The 16,113-nt window shown below is 71.5% G+C and carries 18 protein-coding genes and 1 tRNA gene; 10 read left to right on the forward strand and 9 right to left on the reverse strand.

Features of this window, described 5'->3' with window-relative positions; genetic code table 11:
- Nucleotides 1-118: 118 nt before the first annotated feature.
- Nucleotides 119-670, reverse strand: a complete 552-nt coding sequence (locus ACFWBF_RS20080; RefSeq protein ID WP_385603363.1) for a hypothetical protein — start codon at nucleotides 668-670, stop codon at nucleotides 119-121.
- 79 nt (nucleotides 671-749) lie between these two features.
- Here ACFWBF_RS20080 and ACFWBF_RS20085 point away from each other — a divergent pair, with 79 nt between their 5' ends.
- From ACFWBF_RS20085 to ACFWBF_RS20110, 6 genes are all read left to right on the forward strand, one after another.
- Nucleotides 750-1,439 (forward strand): response regulator transcription factor, encoded by a 690-nt coding sequence (locus ACFWBF_RS20085; RefSeq protein ID WP_385603365.1) that lies wholly within the window; start codon nucleotides 750-752, stop codon nucleotides 1,437-1,439.
- Nucleotides 1,436-2,845, forward strand: a complete 1,410-nt coding sequence (locus tag ACFWBF_RS20090; RefSeq protein WP_385603368.1) for a sensor histidine kinase — start codon at nucleotides 1,436-1,438, stop codon at nucleotides 2,843-2,845. The genes ACFWBF_RS20085 and ACFWBF_RS20090 overlap by 4 nt, the downstream gene beginning before the upstream one ends.
- 87 nt (nucleotides 2,846-2,932) lie before the next feature.
- Nucleotides 2,933-3,097: a DUF5993 family protein gene (locus ACFWBF_RS20095; RefSeq protein ID WP_385603370.1), complete on the forward strand. Its 165-nt coding sequence runs from the start codon at nucleotides 2,933-2,935 to the stop codon at nucleotides 3,095-3,097.
- Between the two features lies 1 nt (nucleotide 3,098).
- A complete protein-coding gene (locus ACFWBF_RS20100; RefSeq protein ID WP_385603372.1) occupies nucleotides 3,099-3,755 on the forward strand; it encodes a disulfide bond formation protein B in 657 nt (218 codons plus the stop codon).
- A gap of 70 nt (nucleotides 3,756-3,825) precedes the next feature.
- Complete coding sequence (locus tag ACFWBF_RS20105; RefSeq protein WP_385603375.1) at nucleotides 3,826-4,488, forward strand: NADPH-dependent F420 reductase; 663 nt, start codon at nucleotides 3,826-3,828, stop codon at nucleotides 4,486-4,488.
- 88 nt (nucleotides 4,489-4,576) lie between these two features.
- Nucleotides 4,577-4,873 (forward strand): DUF3303 family protein, encoded by a 297-nt coding sequence (locus tag ACFWBF_RS20110; protein ID WP_385603377.1) that lies wholly within the window; start codon nucleotides 4,577-4,579, stop codon nucleotides 4,871-4,873.
- 425 nt (nucleotides 4,874-5,298) lie between these two features.
- On the opposite strand, the gene ACFWBF_RS20115 is transcribed toward ACFWBF_RS20110, so the two are convergent.
- Nucleotides 5,299-5,820: a MarR family winged helix-turn-helix transcriptional regulator gene (locus tag ACFWBF_RS20115; protein WP_385603380.1), complete on the reverse strand. Its 522-nt coding sequence runs from the start codon at nucleotides 5,818-5,820 to the stop codon at nucleotides 5,299-5,301.
- A gap of 93 nt (nucleotides 5,821-5,913) precedes the next feature.
- Here ACFWBF_RS20115 and ACFWBF_RS20120 point away from each other — a divergent pair, with 93 nt between their 5' ends.
- Nucleotides 5,914-6,738, forward strand: coding sequence for an NmrA family NAD(P)-binding protein (locus ACFWBF_RS20120; RefSeq protein ID WP_385603383.1), 825 nt, complete (start codon nucleotides 5,914-5,916; stop codon nucleotides 6,736-6,738).
- A gap of 85 nt (nucleotides 6,739-6,823) precedes the next feature.
- Here ACFWBF_RS20120 and ACFWBF_RS20125 read toward each other — a convergent pair.
- The 4 genes from ACFWBF_RS20125 to ACFWBF_RS20140 all read right to left on the reverse strand — a co-directional run bounded on the left by ACFWBF_RS20125 (nucleotide 6,824) and on the right by ACFWBF_RS20140 (nucleotide 9,544).
- Nucleotides 6,824-6,896: transfer RNA gene (locus tag ACFWBF_RS20125), tRNA-His, on the reverse strand.
- Between the two features lie 96 nt (nucleotides 6,897-6,992).
- Complete coding sequence (gene orn / locus ACFWBF_RS20130) at nucleotides 6,993-7,595, reverse strand: oligoribonuclease (protein ID WP_385603386.1); 603 nt, start codon at nucleotides 7,593-7,595, stop codon at nucleotides 6,993-6,995.
- Nucleotides 7,596-7,676: 81 nt separating this feature from the next.
- Nucleotides 7,677-8,849, reverse strand: coding sequence for a helix-turn-helix domain-containing protein (locus ACFWBF_RS20135; protein ID WP_385603389.1), 1,173 nt, complete (start codon nucleotides 8,847-8,849; stop codon nucleotides 7,677-7,679).
- A gap of 374 nt (nucleotides 8,850-9,223) precedes the next feature.
- Nucleotides 9,224-9,544 (reverse strand): hypothetical protein, encoded by a 321-nt coding sequence (locus ACFWBF_RS20140; protein WP_385603392.1) that lies wholly within the window; start codon nucleotides 9,542-9,544, stop codon nucleotides 9,224-9,226.
- A gap of 441 nt (nucleotides 9,545-9,985) precedes the next feature.
- On the opposite strand from ACFWBF_RS20140, the gene ACFWBF_RS20145 reads away from it, so the two are divergent.
- Together ACFWBF_RS20145 and ACFWBF_RS20150 are read left to right on the forward strand one after the other, a co-directional pair.
- Nucleotides 9,986-10,516: a universal stress protein gene (locus ACFWBF_RS20145; RefSeq protein ID WP_385603395.1), complete on the forward strand. Its 531-nt coding sequence runs from the start codon at nucleotides 9,986-9,988 to the stop codon at nucleotides 10,514-10,516.
- A 99-nt stretch (nucleotides 10,517-10,615) separates the two neighbouring features.
- Entirely contained in the window at nucleotides 10,616-11,185 is a 570-nt protein-coding gene (locus ACFWBF_RS20150) for an acetate uptake transporter (RefSeq protein ID WP_385603398.1), read from the forward strand.
- Between the two features lie 65 nt (nucleotides 11,186-11,250).
- Here the strand turns inward: ACFWBF_RS20150 and glmS are convergent, their stop codons facing one another.
- The 3 genes from glmS to ACFWBF_RS20165 all read right to left on the reverse strand — a co-directional run bounded on the left by glmS (nucleotide 11,251) and on the right by ACFWBF_RS20165 (nucleotide 14,425).
- On the reverse strand, nucleotides 11,251-13,068 hold the full coding sequence (gene glmS, locus ACFWBF_RS20155; protein WP_385603401.1) for a glutamine--fructose-6-phosphate transaminase (isomerizing): 1,818 nt from the start codon (nucleotides 13,066-13,068) through the stop codon (nucleotides 11,251-11,253).
- A gap of 65 nt (nucleotides 13,069-13,133) precedes the next feature.
- Entirely contained in the window at nucleotides 13,134-13,409 is a 276-nt protein-coding gene (locus ACFWBF_RS20160) for a hypothetical protein (RefSeq protein WP_385220695.1), read from the reverse strand.
- A 107-nt stretch (nucleotides 13,410-13,516) separates the two neighbouring features.
- Nucleotides 13,517-14,425, reverse strand: coding sequence for a DUF4429 domain-containing protein (locus tag ACFWBF_RS20165; protein WP_385603404.1), 909 nt, complete (start codon nucleotides 14,423-14,425; stop codon nucleotides 13,517-13,519).
- Nucleotides 14,426-14,488: 63 nt separating this feature from the next.
- Here ACFWBF_RS20165 and ACFWBF_RS20170 point away from each other — a divergent pair, with 63 nt between their 5' ends.
- A complete protein-coding gene (locus ACFWBF_RS20170) occupies nucleotides 14,489-16,066 on the forward strand; it encodes a beta-N-acetylhexosaminidase (protein ID WP_385603406.1) in 1,578 nt (525 codons plus the stop codon).
- Nucleotides 16,067-16,113 lie beyond the last annotated feature (47 nt).

Raw genomic sequence — 16,113 nt, forward strand, 5'->3', positions numbered from 1 at the left:
CCAGCAGCAGAAGTCACACAGCAACTAACGATCAACTACTGGCGCAGGACACTAGGCGGTCCCCGCCGGATCCTGGACCAGATGAAGAGGGCAACGAGGTGGAGACCTGCGACGGGCCTCAGCCGTTCCAGACCTCCACGGCCGGCGGGTGGTCGTGCCAGGTGCAGAAGACCGACACCTCGTTGCCGTCACGGGTGAAGGTGACCCGGATCCAGACGTCCTGCTTCCAGACCTGCATCCGCCAGCCGGCCGCCGGGGTGGCCGAGACCAGCTCGGCCGAGGAGGTGCCGAGGTCGAAGACGACCCGGCCGCCCGAAACGGAGTACGACTTCACATTGCCCGAGTCGCTCCCCGCGCCGCGGCGGTCCGGGGCCGGGTCGGCCGGCGGCTTCGAGGAGGGCTGGGCGGCGGAGGGCGCCGGGGACTGCGAAGGCGACGCCGACGGCGCGGGGGAGGGCTCGTCGGACGAGGACGAGGACGAGGACGAGACCGGAGCCGAGGGCTCCGACCGGTGCGTCGAGGACGACAGGGGCTGCGTGGTCAGCGGAACCGCGAGCGGCCGGTCGTAGGCCGTACCCGACATGACGGTGTGCACGCCCCACCACGACAGCGTCACCGCCGCCCCGGTCGCCAGCGTCCAAGCCATGGCATGTACAAGTCCTCGTCGCATCAGGGGACATACTGCACCACCCGTCACAGACGTGGCCCGACCCCTCCCGGGGTCGCCCGAATGGACTACGGTGCGGGCCATGTCAAGTGTGCTCGTGGTCGAGGACGACCAGTTCGTACGTTCCGCCCTCATCCGGCACCTCACCGAGGCCTCGCACACCGTGCGGAGCGTCGGCACGGCCCTGGAGGCGCTGCGCGAAGTCGCGCACCACCGCTTCGACGTGGTCATCCTGGACCTCGGACTGCCCGACCTGGACGGGTCGGAGGCGCTGAAGATGCTGCGCGGCATCACCGACGTACCCGTGATCATCGCGACCGCGCGGGACGACGAGGCCGAGATCGTCCGGCTGCTCAACGACGGCGCCGACGACTACCTGACCAAACCTTTCTCCGTGGAGCACCTGTCCGCCCGGATGGCCGCCGTCCTGCGCCGCGCCCGCTCCGCCGCCGGAGCCGAACCGCCCTCCCGCGTCCTGCGCGTCGGCGGCCTGGCCATCGACCCGCTGCGCCGCCAGGCCGAACTGGACGGGGCCGTGCTGGACCTGACCCGCCGGGAGTTCGACCTGCTGGCCTTCCTCGCCGGGCGGCCCGGCGTGGTCATCGCCCGGCGCGAGCTGCTCGCCGAGGTCTGGCAGCAGTCGTACGGGGACGACCAGACCATCGACGTGCACCTGTCCTGGCTGCGCCGCAAACTCGGCGAGACCGCAGCCTCCCCGCGTTACCTGCACACGCTGCGGGGAGTGGGAGTCAAGCTGGAGCCGCCGCAGTGAGATGGGCGCTGGTCAAGGTGTGCCTCGCGGTCACGGCCATGGTGGTCGTGGCCTTCGCCGTGCCGCTCGGACTGGTCGTCCAGGAGATGGCCAGCGACCGGGCCTTCTCCAACGCCGAGCGGCAGGCCGCCACCATCGGGCCGACCCTGTCCATCACCACCGACCCGGTGCAACTGCGCAAGGCGGTGGAGTCCACGCAGATGGGCGCCGCCCGGCGGATGGCCGTGCACGTGCCCCCGATCGGCGACAGCCCGGCCGTCGACATCGGCACGGGCTGGGCCGGAGAGCACGCGGTGGCGCAGACCCGGCGGATCGGGCGCGCCACGACGGCCTCCGTGGCGGGCGGCGGCTCGGCCCTGCTCCAGCCGACCGCGCTCGGCTCCGGGGACATCGCGGTGGTGGAGATCCATGTGCCGGAGAGCGAGGTCAGCAACGGTGTCGCGACCGCCTGGGTGGTGCTCGCGGGCGTCGGGCTCGCGCTGATCGTGGGCTCCGTGGCGGTCGCGGACCGGCTCGGCGCCCGCCTGGTGCGCCCGGCCGAGCGGCTCGCGGACGCCGCGCACCAGCTGGGCGAGGGCCGGCTGGGGGCGCGGGTGCCGGAGGACGGGCCGAAGGAACTCCGTTCGGCGGCCGTCGCGTTCAACTCCATGGCGGACCAGGTGATGGAACTCCTGGCCAATGAGCGGGAGCTGGCCGCCGACCTCTCGCACCGGCTGCGGACGCCGCTGACGGTGCTGCGGCTCAACGCGGCCTCGCTCGGCGACGGCCCGGCGGCCGAGCAGACCCGCTCGGCGGTCGAGCAGCTGGAACGCGAGGTCGACACGATCATCCGTACCGCCCGCGAACAGCGCGCCCCCGCCGCCCCGGGAGCCGGCGGGGGCGCCGGATGCGACGCCTCGGAGGTGATCCGCGACCGGATGGGCTTCTGGTCGGCGCTGGCCGAGGACGAGGGCCGCGAGGTACGGCTCGCGGGGGTGGACCGTACGGTACGGATCCCCGTGGCCCGGCCGGAGCTGGCCGCCGCCCTCGACGCCATGCTGGGCAACGTCTTCCGGCACACCCCCGAGGGCACCCCCTTCGCGGTGGACGTGCACGACGCGGGGGACGCCGTCATCGTGCTCGTCTCGGACGCGGGACCCGGCATCGCCGACCCGGACGCCGCCCTGCGGCGCGGCAACGACGGCGGACGCACCGGCTCCACGGGACTGGGCCTGGACATCGTGCGCCGGGTCGCGGAGTCCACGGGCGGCGACGTCCGGCTGGGCCGCTCGATGCTCGGCGGCACCGAGGTCCGGGTGTGGATCGCACTGGACGGGCGCGGCCGGGGTGACGGGGACCGGCGCAGCCGGCGCAAGCGGCGGGGCGGCCGGCCCCGGCCCCGGCCCCCGGCCCCGGCGGACCGTTGAACCACTGACCGGCAACCGACGTACACGAGCGGCCCGCGGGGGCGCGCCTGGCCGCGCGCACGTGATCGTCTCGATACGGTCCGCGCCATGGACACCCTCATCTTCGGCGGCCTCCTCGCCACGCTGATCGCGATGTACCGGGACTCCTCCCGGATGGTCGTGCTCGGGGCCTGGTGGGTCATGCTCGTCGCCGCGATCCTGCTGATGGCGCACCACGTCACCAGCAGCCCCGCCCTCGCCCTGAGCTACTGACGTGGCCGCGACGCAGGTCCTCCTGCCGGAGGCGCAGTCGGAGGGCGGGCTGCTGGGGCGGGTCCAGTACTGGTTCGCGTGCCTCTTCGCCATCGGCTGGACGGGTGTCGTCTGCGGCGGGCTGTTCTACCAGTTCGGGCTGTGGGAGTACCCGTGCCCGCTCTGCATCGTGCAGCGGATGTTCATGCTGCTCGCGGCGATGGGGGCGGCCCACGTCATCCGCACGGCGCTGACGCACGGATCGGTGACCGGCCGCGACTACATGATGGGCTGGGGCCTGGCCCTGGTCGCCGTGATCGCGGGCTCGTTCGCCTCGTGGCGGCAGACCACGCTGCACGTCCTGCCGGGCGGCAAGGGATACGGGTCCGAGGTGTTCGGCCTGCACCTCTACGTATGGGCGTGGATCCTCTTCCAGGCCTCGGTCGTCGCGGTCGGCATCGTCCTGGCCTTCGCCCACACGACGGCGGACCGTTCCGTTCCGGCGGCCGGTCCGGGGCCGCTGCGCACGGTAGGGATGATCGCGCTGTGGTTCCTCGGGCTGGTCCTCGCGGTGAACGTGGTGGCCGTCTTCTTCGAGGAGGGGTTCAACTGGTTCCTGCCGGACGACCCCACGCGCTACGAGCTCCCGTACGAGCTCGGGATCCTGGACCGCCCGTAGCGAAGGCCGCGGGAGGCATACCGTACGAGGTGGTTGATTTTCCTTCCCCTCGAACGGAACGGAACTGATCATGCGCTACGCAGTTCTCGGCACCGGAATCGTCGGCCGAACGGTGGCCGCCCGGCTCGCCTCCCTGGACCACGAGGTCGTCATCGGCACCCGCGACCCCGAGGCCACCCTCGCCCGCGAGGAGTACGCCGACTGGGCGGCCGAGCACCCGCAGGTGGGCCTGGCCGCCTTCCCCGAGGCCGCACGGCAGGGCGAGACCCTCGTCAACGCCACCGGGGGGCGGGTCAGCATCGCCGCCCTGACGGAGGCCGACGCCGAGCACCTGGACGGCAAGGTCCTGATCGACATCGCGAACCCGCTGGACTTTTCGCACGGGTTCCCGCCGTCCCTGGACCCGGTGGACACCGACAGCCTGGGCGAGCTGATCCAGCGGACCTTCCCGCGGCTGCGGGTGGTCAAGACGCTGAACACGATGAACTGCCGGATCATGGTGGACCCGGCCCGGGTCGCCGGCGACCACCACGTCTTCCTGTCGGGCGAGGACGCGGACGCCAAGAAGGCCGTGCGCGAGCTGCTGTACTCCTTCGGCTGGCCGGAGGCGAGCGTCCTCGACCTCGGCGGCATCGAGACGGCGCGGGGGACGGAGATGCTGCTGCCCGTCTGGCTGCGGCTGATGGGCAGCCTGGGGCACACGGACTTCAACTTCCACATCCAGGGCGCCTGACGCTTCGTCCCTGGGGCTCGGACGGGGGCGCAAATGTTGCCGCGCCCCCGTCCCGCGCCGAATGTGGGCGTGACGGAAGGAGCTACGCATGAGAGTCATGCTCAGGGCCCACATGGACACGGCTGCCACCAACGAGGGCATCACGACCGGGGGCCTGCCCCAGGCGATCAAGAAGCTCATGGAAAAGGTCAAGCCGGAGGCGGCCTACTTCGGGCTGCACGAGGGCGTGCGTTCCTGCTGGATCGTCTTCGACCTCCAGGACAGCGCGCAGGTGCCGGCGCTGACGTGGGACCTGTTCCACGAGTTCCACGCCGAGATCGAGGTCGGTCCGGTCATGACGGCAGAGGAGTTGGGGAAGGCGCTGGGCGCGCTCCAGTCGTCGTAGAGGCGGCCGCCGCGCCGCACGAGACGGCGAAGGCGGCCCGATGGCCGTACGCGGCCGCCAGTGGTCCGGCGACGGCCAGGGCCGCGCCCCACAGGCCCGACACCGCCAGCAGGCGTTGACCCCGGTGTTGGCCCCGCTCCAGGCGGCCCCCTGGAAGACGTCCATCGCGAACAGCAGGGCCAGCCCCGGCGACCACAGCCGTACGCCGCCCCGCGCGGCCGGCGCAGCGGCCGTCGGGCCGGGCGCCGTGGGATGCGGCGCGAAGAGCGTCCCGAAGACCACGATCAGCCCGGCTGCGAGGACGAGCGCCGACGAGAGCCTTGTCGTCCCCGGCGTCGCCGATGCCGTCGCGTTCGTTGACGAGCAGGAGCGTTCCGATGGGACAGAGCGCGGCGGGGAGCCGGGCGAGGAACGCGTAGACCCTCTCAGGGGCCGGTCACGGCAGGGTCGCCGGCGTCGCCGGAGGTCAGCCGCTTGGCTTGGGTCCGGCCGACCTCGGCGGCGCGGTGCAGGTAGTCGCCGATGACCGCGAGCTCGCTGTCGGAGTAGCTCTCCAGCACGGCGCCGAAGGCGCGGCCCGGGGTGTCCCAGGCGGCGCCGATCCGCTCGCGGGCGGTGGGGGAGAGCGCGACGAGCGAGCGGCGGCGGTCGTTCGGGTCCGCGAGCCGCTCGACGACGCCGGCCTTGACCAGGCGGTCGACGAGGCGGGTCGCGGAGCCGGAGGTCAGGCCGGTGAGGCGGGCGATGTCGCCGGTGCTGACGGGGTCCGGCTCGATGTCGAGGAGGCCCACGCACTGCAGGTCGGTGGGGTGCAGGCCGAGGTGGTCGGCCATGGCCTGGCTGAAGAGCGAGTAGTCGGCGTAGTGCCGCTGGCTCTCGGTGACGATGCGCGCGAGCAGCTCTGCGCGGCTCCACTCACCACCCGAACGAGCGTAATTGGTTGACATCGGCTTCTCCATGCTCCAAATTTATCTGTGTGGCGCAGAGAATGCGTCGCACAGAATCTGTGTCACGTATTCAGTCTAGAACAGGAAACGCACATGTCGAAGATCCTCGTCACCGGCGGCCGCGGCGCCATCGCCCGCGGCCTCTCCTCCCTCCTCGCCGCGCAGGGCATCCCGTACCGCCTCGCCTCCCGCGAGCCCGACGGGCCGGACACCGTGCACTGCGACCTCGGCGATCCGGCCACCTTCCGCGATGCCCTCGTCGGTGTCCGCTCCGTCTTCCTCTATGCCGAGGCGTCCGGCATCGAGGCCTTCGTCAAGGCGGCGGTCGCCGCCGGAGTCGAGCACGTCGTGCTCCTGTCCTCCTCCTCGGTCCTCGCCCCCGACGCTGCCGACAGCCCGCTGGCCGCCGCCCACCTCGCGGTCGAGGAGGCCCTGCTCGCCTCCCCGCTGCGCACCACGCTGCTGCGCCCCGGCGCCTTCGCCGGCAATGCCCTGAGCTGGGCCTGGTCGCTGAAGTCCGGCCGCCCGGTCCACCTGCCCTATCCGGGCTCCTACAGCGACCCCGTCCACGAGAGCGACATCGCCGAGGCCGCCTTCGCGGTCCTCACCGACCCGGCCCTCGCCGGCCGCGCCTACACCCTGACCGGGCCGCAGTCGCTGACGTTCGAGACCCAACTGGCCATACTCGGCGGTGTCCTCGGCCGGCCCGTATCCTTCGAGGCCGTCTCCCCCGAGCAGTGGAAGTCCGAGGTCGACGGCTACATACCCGGGCCGTACGCGCAGGCGCTGCTCGACTACTGGGCCACCACCGACGGTCTGCCGGCCGAGCTCTCCGGCGCGGTCGAGCAGCTCACCGGTCACCCGGGCCGCTCCTTCGACACGTGGTGCGAGGACCACGCCGAAGCATTCGCCGTCTAGTGCTGTGGCCGAAACAGCACTAGCGCAGGGCCCCGCGTACGCGAAAGGCCCCGGTCCGCTTTCGCGTACCGAGGCCTTCCTGCAGGGTGAGTGACGGGACTTGAACCCGCGGCCACCTGGACCACAACCAGGTGCTCTACCAACTGAGCTACACCCACCATGTCCGGTCGGAGAACCGACCGGCCGAAGAAAAGCGTACAGGGTCCGGGAGGGTGCTCGCTCCCCCCTTTCCCCGCGCCCGCCTCCGGTGGGTCCTACTCGCCCGGGAGCACGTGCTTGGCGGCGATGGCCCGCGCGGTGTCCGAGTCGGGACCGGGCTGCGGTACGAAGACGGCCTCCCGGTAGTAGCGCAGCTCGGCGATGGACTCCTTGATGTCCGCGAGCGCCCGGTGGTTGCCGTTCTTCGGGGGACTGTTGAAATACGCCCGGGGGAACCAGCGGCGCGCCAGCTCCTTCACCGAGGACACGTCCACGATCCGGTAGTGCAGGTAGCCCTCCAGCGCGGCCATGTCGCGCAGCAGGAAGCCGCGGTCGGTACCGACCGAGTTTCCGCAGAGCGGGGCCTTGCGGGGCTCCTTCACGTGTTTGCGTACGTACGCCAGGACCTGCGCCTCGGCATCCGCGAGGGTGGTCCCGCCGGCCAGTTCGTCGAGCAGGCCGGAGGCGGTGTGCATCTCGCGCACCACGTCGGGCATGGTCTCCAGGGCCGCGTCCGGCGGGCGGATCACAATGTCCACGCCTTCGCCGAGCACGTTGAGCTCCGAGTCGGTGACCAGTGCGGCCACCTCGATAAGTGCGTCGTCCGTCAACGAGAGCCCGGTCATCTCGCAGTCGATCCACACCATGCGATCGTTCATGTGTCCCACCTTATGCGGAAGGTCCCCCGCATCGGTGCCGTACCGATACGAGGGACCTCCGTCAGGCAGTGCCCGTGCGGGCTACGCGTGCTCGCGCAGGACCCGGCCGGGGGCGTACAGCTCCGTCACCGACGGGCCGGCCGCGGCCAGGGCCGCCGCCGTCCGCTGGTGCTGCGGAGTGCGCTGGTGCGGAACCGGGCTCTCCGCGATCTGGGACACCTGAGCCACGTCGGCCTGCGGGCGACGGGCCCGGTAGGCGGAGCGGTAGGCGGCCGGGGAGGACCCCAGCTGCCGCCGGAAGTGCCCGCGCAGCGCGACCGGCGAGCGGAACCCGCACCGCCCGGCGACCTCGTCGACCGAGTAGTCGGAGGTCTCCAGCAGTCGCTGTGCCTGGAGCACCCGCTGGGTGATCAGCCACTGCAGCGGCGCGCTGCCGGTGAGCGAGCGGAACCGCCGGTCGAAGGTGCGCCTGCTCATGTAGGCACGCGCCGCCAGCGTCTCCACGTCGAACTGCTCGTGGAGGTGTTCAAGTGCCCATGCGACGACCTCGGCCAGCGGATCGGCGCCGATCTCCTCCGGCAGCGACCGGTCGAGGTAGCGCTCCTGTCCGCCCGTTCGGCGCGGCGGGACGACGAGCCGGCGGGCCAGTGCCCCGGCCGCCTCGCTGCCGTGGTCCGTGCGCACGATGTGCAGGCACAGGTCGATTCCGGCCGCGGTGCCCGCGGACGTCAGCACATCGCCGTCGTCCACGAACAGCTCGCGCGGATCGACATGGACGGACGGGTACCGCTTGGCCAGCGTCGGCGCGTACATCCAGTGCGTCGTCGCGGGCCGGCCGTCCAGCAGACCGGCGGCGGCGAGCACGAAGGCTCCCGTGCACAGTCCGACGATCCGGGCACCCTCCTCGTGCGCCAGACGCAGTGCGTCGAGCGCCTCCGGCGGCGGCGGTGAAGTGATGGAACGCCACGCGGGAACGACGACCGTGCCTGCCCGGGCGATCGCCTCCAACCCGTACGGCGCGGTCAGTTCGAGTCCGCCGGTGGTCCGCAGCGGACCGTCCTCCCCGGCGCACACGAGCAGTCGATAGCGTGGAACTCCCGCGTCCTGCCGGTCAATGCCGAACACGGAAAGTGGAATGGAGCTCTCGAAGATCGGTCCGCCGCTGAACAGCAGCACCGCGACGATCTCCCTGCGGCGACGCCCCGCGAGTTTCCGGCTGGCGTCGGCGACGACAGCGGTGGAATCCTGGCTCATGGCTAAGCCCCCCTTGGGTGTCGCGACTCCTTGGTCTGGTCGCACCTGCACGTTTCCCCTCGGCCTTGCACGTGGATCCCCCGCCGTAAATACATGATCGAATCTACTGCGTCCCGTGGTGTCGGCGTGACAAGTTCAGCACGCAGCGCTATGTCGACTTGGCAACTTGGCGAAAAGCATTCGATCAGGAAGCGTTCCACTCCGCTACCTGGGTGGGAAGCGCGCAGGTTGGTCATGGCCAGTACCCATAGGGTCGCGGCGCCCCTCCGGCTCTGTCGTCGCTGGTGGTAGGGGGGTTGGGGGGACATTCCGGCAAGGGGGGTACCCCGCCTGGAAGTTGGCTGAAAATATGCGGGTGTGGGTGTGCGAACCGGTCAGTCGTGAGGGGAAAACCCGCCGGAAGCGTGGCAGCCGCGGTGTGTTCCGGCCCCGCCGCGCGAGTGCCGGCCGCGATGGGCGCTCGGAAGCCGGTCCTCCGCGAGGACCCTGGCGGCGGCCCGCTCCACCTTCTCCGAGTGCCTCAGCAGCACCCGGCAGGCGGCCGTGACGGCGGCCAGCCCCAGCGTCGCCACCGCGGCGCCGCCGAAGGAGGTCCCGTAGACGACCAGGACGACGGGGACGAGCAGGCAGCTGAAGGCGGCCCAGCGCACCACGTCACCCGCGGGGTCGTGATGGGGGTGCCTGCCGGGGTGCACGGACGAGTGAAGGGGAGGGGGTGGCGTGTGGACGGACCGGACGGACCGGACGGACTGCGTCGGCTGAGCGGGCTGGACGGGGTGAACCGGATGGCCGGGCACGGCGTGCTCCCTGCGGGCTCTTCCTGGACGGTCGGACTCGTGTCCAACGCCGTGCGGTGGCGCTCGGTCACTGCGCGCACGGGTGGCGCGTACCCGACGGGCGGGTGGCTCGTCACTGGCTGTAGGGGACAGCGGCCATTGCCAACGGGGCTCGGCTCCGGCATGCTCCCTGGGACGCTCTCCAGAGGCGGCAAGCCCTGGGCAGGACAGGAGTGTCGCCGTACCCTTGTGGGTACGGGCTTGGGAAGATGCTTCCCGGACAGAGCTCCGTCACCCTGAGTCGCCGATTTCGCTCCGCCCCCTGTCCCTTCCCCCGAGGACCTCTCCGCCGAGACATCCATGGCCGGTCACGAATTCTCCGAACCCGCGGACCGCAAGCGCAAACGCCTCGCCGATCCTGAATCGGTCGACCTGCGCGCGGTGGAACAGCCACGCCATCCCTGCGACCCGGCCTTCCGGCACGGCGTCGTGGTGGGATTCGACGGATCCACCTCCAGCGAGCGCGCCCTCGCCTACGCGATCGGGATGGCCCGCCGCTCCGGCTCCGGTCTGATCATCGTCCATGTCGCGAACCGGCTGCCCACCACGATGTGGGCCGGCTGCGAGCCGCCCGTCTTCGTGGACGTGCCGGACCACCGCACCGAGGTGCTGGGGCTGGAGCTGGCCTGTGCGGACTACCTGGCCGAGGTGCCGTGGATCCTGGTCGAGCGGGGCGGCGACATCTGCCACGAGCTGGAGGAGGTCGGCCGGGAGTACTCGGCCGACGCCATCGTGGTCGGCTCCACGCACGGGATCGTCGGCCGGATCTTCGGCTCGGTGGCGGGCCGGCTGGCCAAGCGGGCGCAGCGACCCGTTGTTGTCATTCCGTAACCCGTTGCACTTCGATTGTGCGGTTGTGAACCCCCTCGTAAAGGGTAGATAAATGCTGCTGGGACGCAGCAAACAACTGCAGATCGAAGGGAGCCCGCCGTGGACAATGGTGTCTCTGCGGGAAGCACGGCCTCGACTTCGACCCTCGGGCACATCGCCCTGGGTCTCACCCTTCTCGCGTTCGGTATCGGCCACACCGGGATCATCGACGGCGTGACCGTGGCCAACTCCGTGTCGCTCGCGACCTACGTCGGCGGTCTCGCCCTGTTCGTCCTCGGAATCCTGGAGTTCCGCGGCGGCAACGGCTTCAACGGCACGGCGTTCGCGGGCCTCGGCGCCTTCTGGTTCACCTGGGCCGCCGGAGCCGACGGAAAGGTTTCGGCAGACGCTGCCGGAATGTTCCTGATCCTGTTCGCCCTGCTCGGGCTCACCCTCACCGTGGGGGCCGCGAGCGGACTGTTCGGGCAGGGCGTGTACGCCCTGTTCACCCTCTCCCTCGTGCTGCTCGCGACAGGTGCGTTCGCCGACAGCGACGCACTGGGCAAGGCCGCCGGCTGGGTGGCCGCGGTCTCCGGGCTGCTGGCCTGGTACGGCGCCACCGCGGCGCTGGCGCACTGGCCCATGGCCCTGGGCAAGGCCTCGGGCCGCGGTGCGGTGGCCGCGGGCTGAGGGACGTAACGGCGAGAACGGCCCCCGGGGATCCCCGGGGGCCGTTCTCGCGGTGTCTGTGAGACCTACTCGACGGTGACCGACTTCGCCAGGTTGCGCGGCTTGTCGATGTCCCGGCCCATGGCCAGGGCCGTGTGGTACGCCAGCAGCTGGAGCGGGATGCCCATCAGGATCGGGTCCAGCTCGTCCTCGTTCTTGGGAACGATGATCGTGTGGTCCGCCTTCTCCTGCTCGCGGTGGGCCACCGCCAGGATCCGGCCGCTGCGCGCCTTGATCTCCTCCAGCGCCGCGCGGTTCTTCTCCAACAGGTCGTCGTCCGGGACGATCGCGACCGTCGGCATCGCCGGCTCGATGAGCGCGAGCGGGCCGTGCTTGAGCTCGGAGGCCGGGTAGGCCTCGGCGTGGATGTAGGAGATCTCCTTGAGCTTGAGGGAGGCCTCCAAGGCCACCGGGTAGCCGCGCACCCGGCCGATGAACATCATCGACTTCGCCTCGGCGTACTGGGCCGCCACCTTCTTGATGTCTTCCTCGCTCTCGAGGATCTCCTGGATCTGCGCGGGCAGCTTGCGCAGGCCCTCGATGATTCGCTTGCCGTCGGTGACCGACAGGTCGCGGATCCGGCCCAGGTGCACGGCCAGCAGTGCGAAGGCCACGACCGTGTTGGTGAAGCACTTGGTGGAGACGACGCAGACCTCGGGACCGGCGTGCACGTACACGCCGCCGTCGGCCGCGCGGGCGATGGCGGAGCCGACGACGTTGACCACGCCGAGGACGCGGGCGCCCTTGCGCTTGAGCTCCTGCACGGCCGCGAGCACGTCGTACGTCTCACCGGACTGGGAGACCGCGATGTAGAGGGTGTCGGGGTCCACGACCGGGTTGCGGTAGCGGAACTCGGAAGCCGGCTCGGCGTCCGCGGGGATGCGGGCCATGCCCTCGATGAGACCGGCGCCGATGAGGCCCGCGTGGTACGAGGTGCCGCAGCCCAGGATCTTGACCCGGCGGATGCCGCGCGCCTCGCGCGGGTCCAGGTTCAGGCCGCCCAGGTGCACGGTGTTGAAGCGGTCGTCGATCCGGCCGCGCAGCACGCGGTCGACCGCGTCGGGCTGCTCGGAGATCTCCTTGTGCATGTACGTGTCGTGGCCGCCCATGTCGTACGAGGCGGCCTCCCACTCCACGGTCTCCGGCGTGGCGGTGGTCGTCGTACCGCTGGTGGTGTAGGTGCGGAAGTCGTCGGCCTTGAGGGTGGCCATCTCGCCGTCGTCGAGGGTGACGACCTGGCGGGTGTGGGCGATCAGCGCGGCGACGTCCGAGGCGACGAACATCTCCTTCTCGCCGATGCCGAGGACGACGGGGGAGCCGTTGCGGGCGACGACGATGCGGTCGGCGAAGTCGGCGTGCATGACGGCGATGCCGTAGGTGCCCTCGATCACCTTGAGCGCCTCGCGGACCTTCTCTTCCAGGGTGTCGGCCTGGGCGCGGGCGATCAGGTGGGTGATGACCTCGGTGTCGGTCTCGGAGGCGAAGACGACGCCTTCGGCTTCGAGCTTGGCGCGCAGCTCGGAGGCGTTGTCGACGATGCCGTTGTGGACGACGGCGACCTTGTTCTCGGGGTCGAGGTGCGGGTGCGAGTTGATGTCGCTCGGGGCGCCGTGGGTGGCCCAGCGGGTGTGCGCGATGCCGGTGGTGCCGGCGAACCGCTTGGGCACGCGGGCCTCGAGGTCGCGGACGCGGCCCTTGGCCTTGACCATCTTGAGCGCGCCGGACTTCGGGCTGTTGACGACGATGCCCGCGGAGTCGTATCCGCGGTACTCGAGGCGCTGGAGGCCTTCCAGCAGCAGCGGTGCCACGTCACGCTTGCCGATGTAACCCACGATTCCGCACATAAAGGTGTTGCCCCTCCTGAAGTTCGGTTGTTCTCGTCCGCCGGGCCCGCTTGTGGCAGGCCGGCTCAGCCGTACACGATGCGGCGCAACTGCCGGAGCGAGAGCTCCGGGGGCGCCACGGCGCGGTGCGGCAGTTCGGCCGCGATCCGCTCGAAGATCTCGGTGTTGACCGCGCCACCGGACTGCAGCTCACGGTGGCGGCGGCGGACGAAGTCCTCGGTCTTCTCGTCGAAGTACGCGAGGACGTCGAGCACCACCCGGGCGGCCTCACCGCGCTGCAGCGAGGTGGTCCGCACCAGGTGGTCGACAAGATCGTCATGCGACGGGCGGCGGTCGAGCATCCGTAGATAGTGACGGTCCACGGCCAGGAACGCAAAGATCCTGCCCGGTTTCGGGCAGGATCCCGCTGGTCTGGACCAGGGGAATGGTTAATTCCGGTCAAGGTGGATCAGAAACGGCCCAAAATTGCCGCTTTCGCCGTGGCGAACTCCTCGGTGGTCAGCACCCCCGCCTGATGCAGCTCCCCCAGCTCGCGCAGCCGCCGCAGCAGGGCGTCGTGATCCACCGGATGCCCGCCGGACGTGGTCCAGTCCCCCGTGGGGAGCGCGGGCGCCGACGCCGGCACGGGCGCGGCTTCGGGCGGTGCCGCGGGAGCCGCCGGGTGGGGCAGCCGCAGCGCCACGGCCGCCGCCACCAGCGCCATCAGCGGGTCCTTCTTGAAGCCGAACAGCTCCACCGCGCACGGGTCGTACTTCGGCGGGGGCGAGGCCGCGGGGGCGCCCGCCAGGGTGAAGCGGATCCACCCGTTCTCCAGCCCCCTCGACGGGTACCACTCCACCGCCCGCACGTCCGCGAGCCGGAACTCGCGGGGCCCCCCGGAGCGCTTGGCCTCCTCCGTCGTCCAGTTCCAGTCCAGGGCCACCCGGTCCCCGTCGAAGGCCACCGTCCCGTCGCCCGCGCCCACCGTGATCGGCACGGCCGGCCCCGGCAGCAGGTACGCGTCGCAGGAGCCGGGTTCCACCTGTTCCAGCAGCAGGGCGTTGCGCACCTCGTCCACGAAGTACTCGGCGACCCCGGCCCGGTCCGCGTCCACGCTCAGCCGGTACGGGTCGGAGGCCTCCGGCAGCCGCCCGGCCGTGACCTGGAGGAGGGGGTCGGCCCCGTCACGCAGCCGGAGCCGCAACCGGCCCGCCTTGCGCCCCGGTTCGTGACTGATGCCCGCCAGCGCCCTCAGCGGCACGGCCACTTCGCCCAGGGTCTGGCGCAGCAGCCCCACCCCCTTGTCGCGGCCCGGCACGATGCGCACCGTGTCCCCGTCGAAGGTCCATGTGCCGTCCTTCTGGATGATTTCCGCCATCTCGCGATTCTCGCACCGGCCGGGACGGGCGAGTTGGCCGCGCGTTGGCCTATACCTGGGCCCATGAGAGTCCTGCGACGCACGCTCGGCACCCTCCTCGTCCTCGGTGCCGCCGTCTCTTGCACCGCCGCCCACGGTGACGACGCGAAACCCGGCGACGAACGGCCCGCCGTCCTCGCCCCCTTCGAGCGCCTCCTGCCGGCGCCGGTCTCCGCCCGCGCCCAGGGCCCGGGGTACGCCTTCGGGGCGGGCACGGTGATCCGTGCCGGCCTGGGCGCGGACGAGGAGGTCCGGCAGGTCGGCGAACTCCTCGCCGAGCAGCTCCGGGGCCCCAGCGGGCTGCCGCTGCCCGTGGTCGACGGGGCCGAGGGGGACGGGGTCCGGCTGCGGATCGACGAGGAGGCCGAGGGGGTGGGCGACGAGGGGTACAGGCTGGAGTCGGGCCCGACCGGGATCACCCTCACCGCGCGCACTGCGGCCGGGCTCTTCCACGCGGGCCAGACGCTGCGCCAGCTCCTGCCGGTGACCGGCCCGGGGACGGTGCCCGGCGGGACCGTCACCGACGCGCCGCGCTTCGCGTACCGGGGGGCGATGGTCGACGTGGCGCGGCACTTCTTCTCGGTGGAGCAGGTCAAGCGGTACGTCGACCAGCTCGTGCAGTACAAGGTCAACACCCTGCACCTGCACCTGACCGACGACCAGGGGTGGCGCCTGGCGATCGACGCCTGGCCGCGGCTCGCGGAGCACGGAGGCGGCAGCGAGGTCGGCGGCGGGGCCGGCGGGTACTGGACGAAGGACGAGTACCGCTCCCTGGTCGCCTACGCGGGGGAGCGGTACGTGGACGTGGTGCCCGAGATCGACATGCCGGGGCACGTGAACGCGGCGCAGGCCTCGTACGCGGAGCTGAACTGCGACGGCAAGGCGCGGGAGCGCTACACCGGGATCAAGGTCGGCTTCAGCTCGCTGTGCGTGGCCAAGGAGCGGACGTACGAGTTCATCGACGAGGTGCTCGGCGAGGTCGCGGAGCTCACGCCCGGCCGCTACCTCCACATCGGCGGCGACGAGGCCCAGGCGACCCCGGCTGCGGACTACGCGAAGTTCATGGACCGGGCGCAGCAGGTGGTCGGCCGGCACGGGAAGACGGTGATCGCCTGGCACCAGCTGGCCGCGGCCCGGCCCGCGCAGGACGCGGTGCTCCAGTACTGGGGCCACGACCGGACCCCGGCGGCGGAGAAGGCGGCGGTGGCCGCGGCGGCGAAGGCGGGACACCGGCTGATCCTGTCGCCGGCGGACCGGCTGTACCTGGACATGAAGTACGACGCGACGACGGGGCCGGGGCTGGCCTGGGCGGGGTACGTCCCGGTCCGGCGGGCCTACGACTGGGACCCGGGCGCCTACCTGCCCGGGGTCGCGGAGTCGGCGGTCCTCGGCGTCGAGGCACCGCTGTGGACGGAGACGATCGGGACCCGGCTGGACCTGGAGTACATGGCCTTCCCCCGGGTCCTGGGCCTGGCGGAACTGGGCTGGTCCCCGGCCCCGCGGAACTGGGCGGACTACCGCCAGCGCCTCTCCGCCCAGGGGCGGCGGCTGGACGCGCAGGACGTGAACTACCACCGGGCGCCGGACGTCCCCTGGGGGTAGCGGACCCGGCGCAGTGGTGCGGGCGGCCCCCGAGGGACCGGGTCGGG

This window comes from Streptomyces sp. NPDC060028 (genome assembly GCF_042736725.1).
GTDB lineage: Bacteria > Actinomycetota > Actinomycetes > Streptomycetales > Streptomycetaceae > Streptomyces.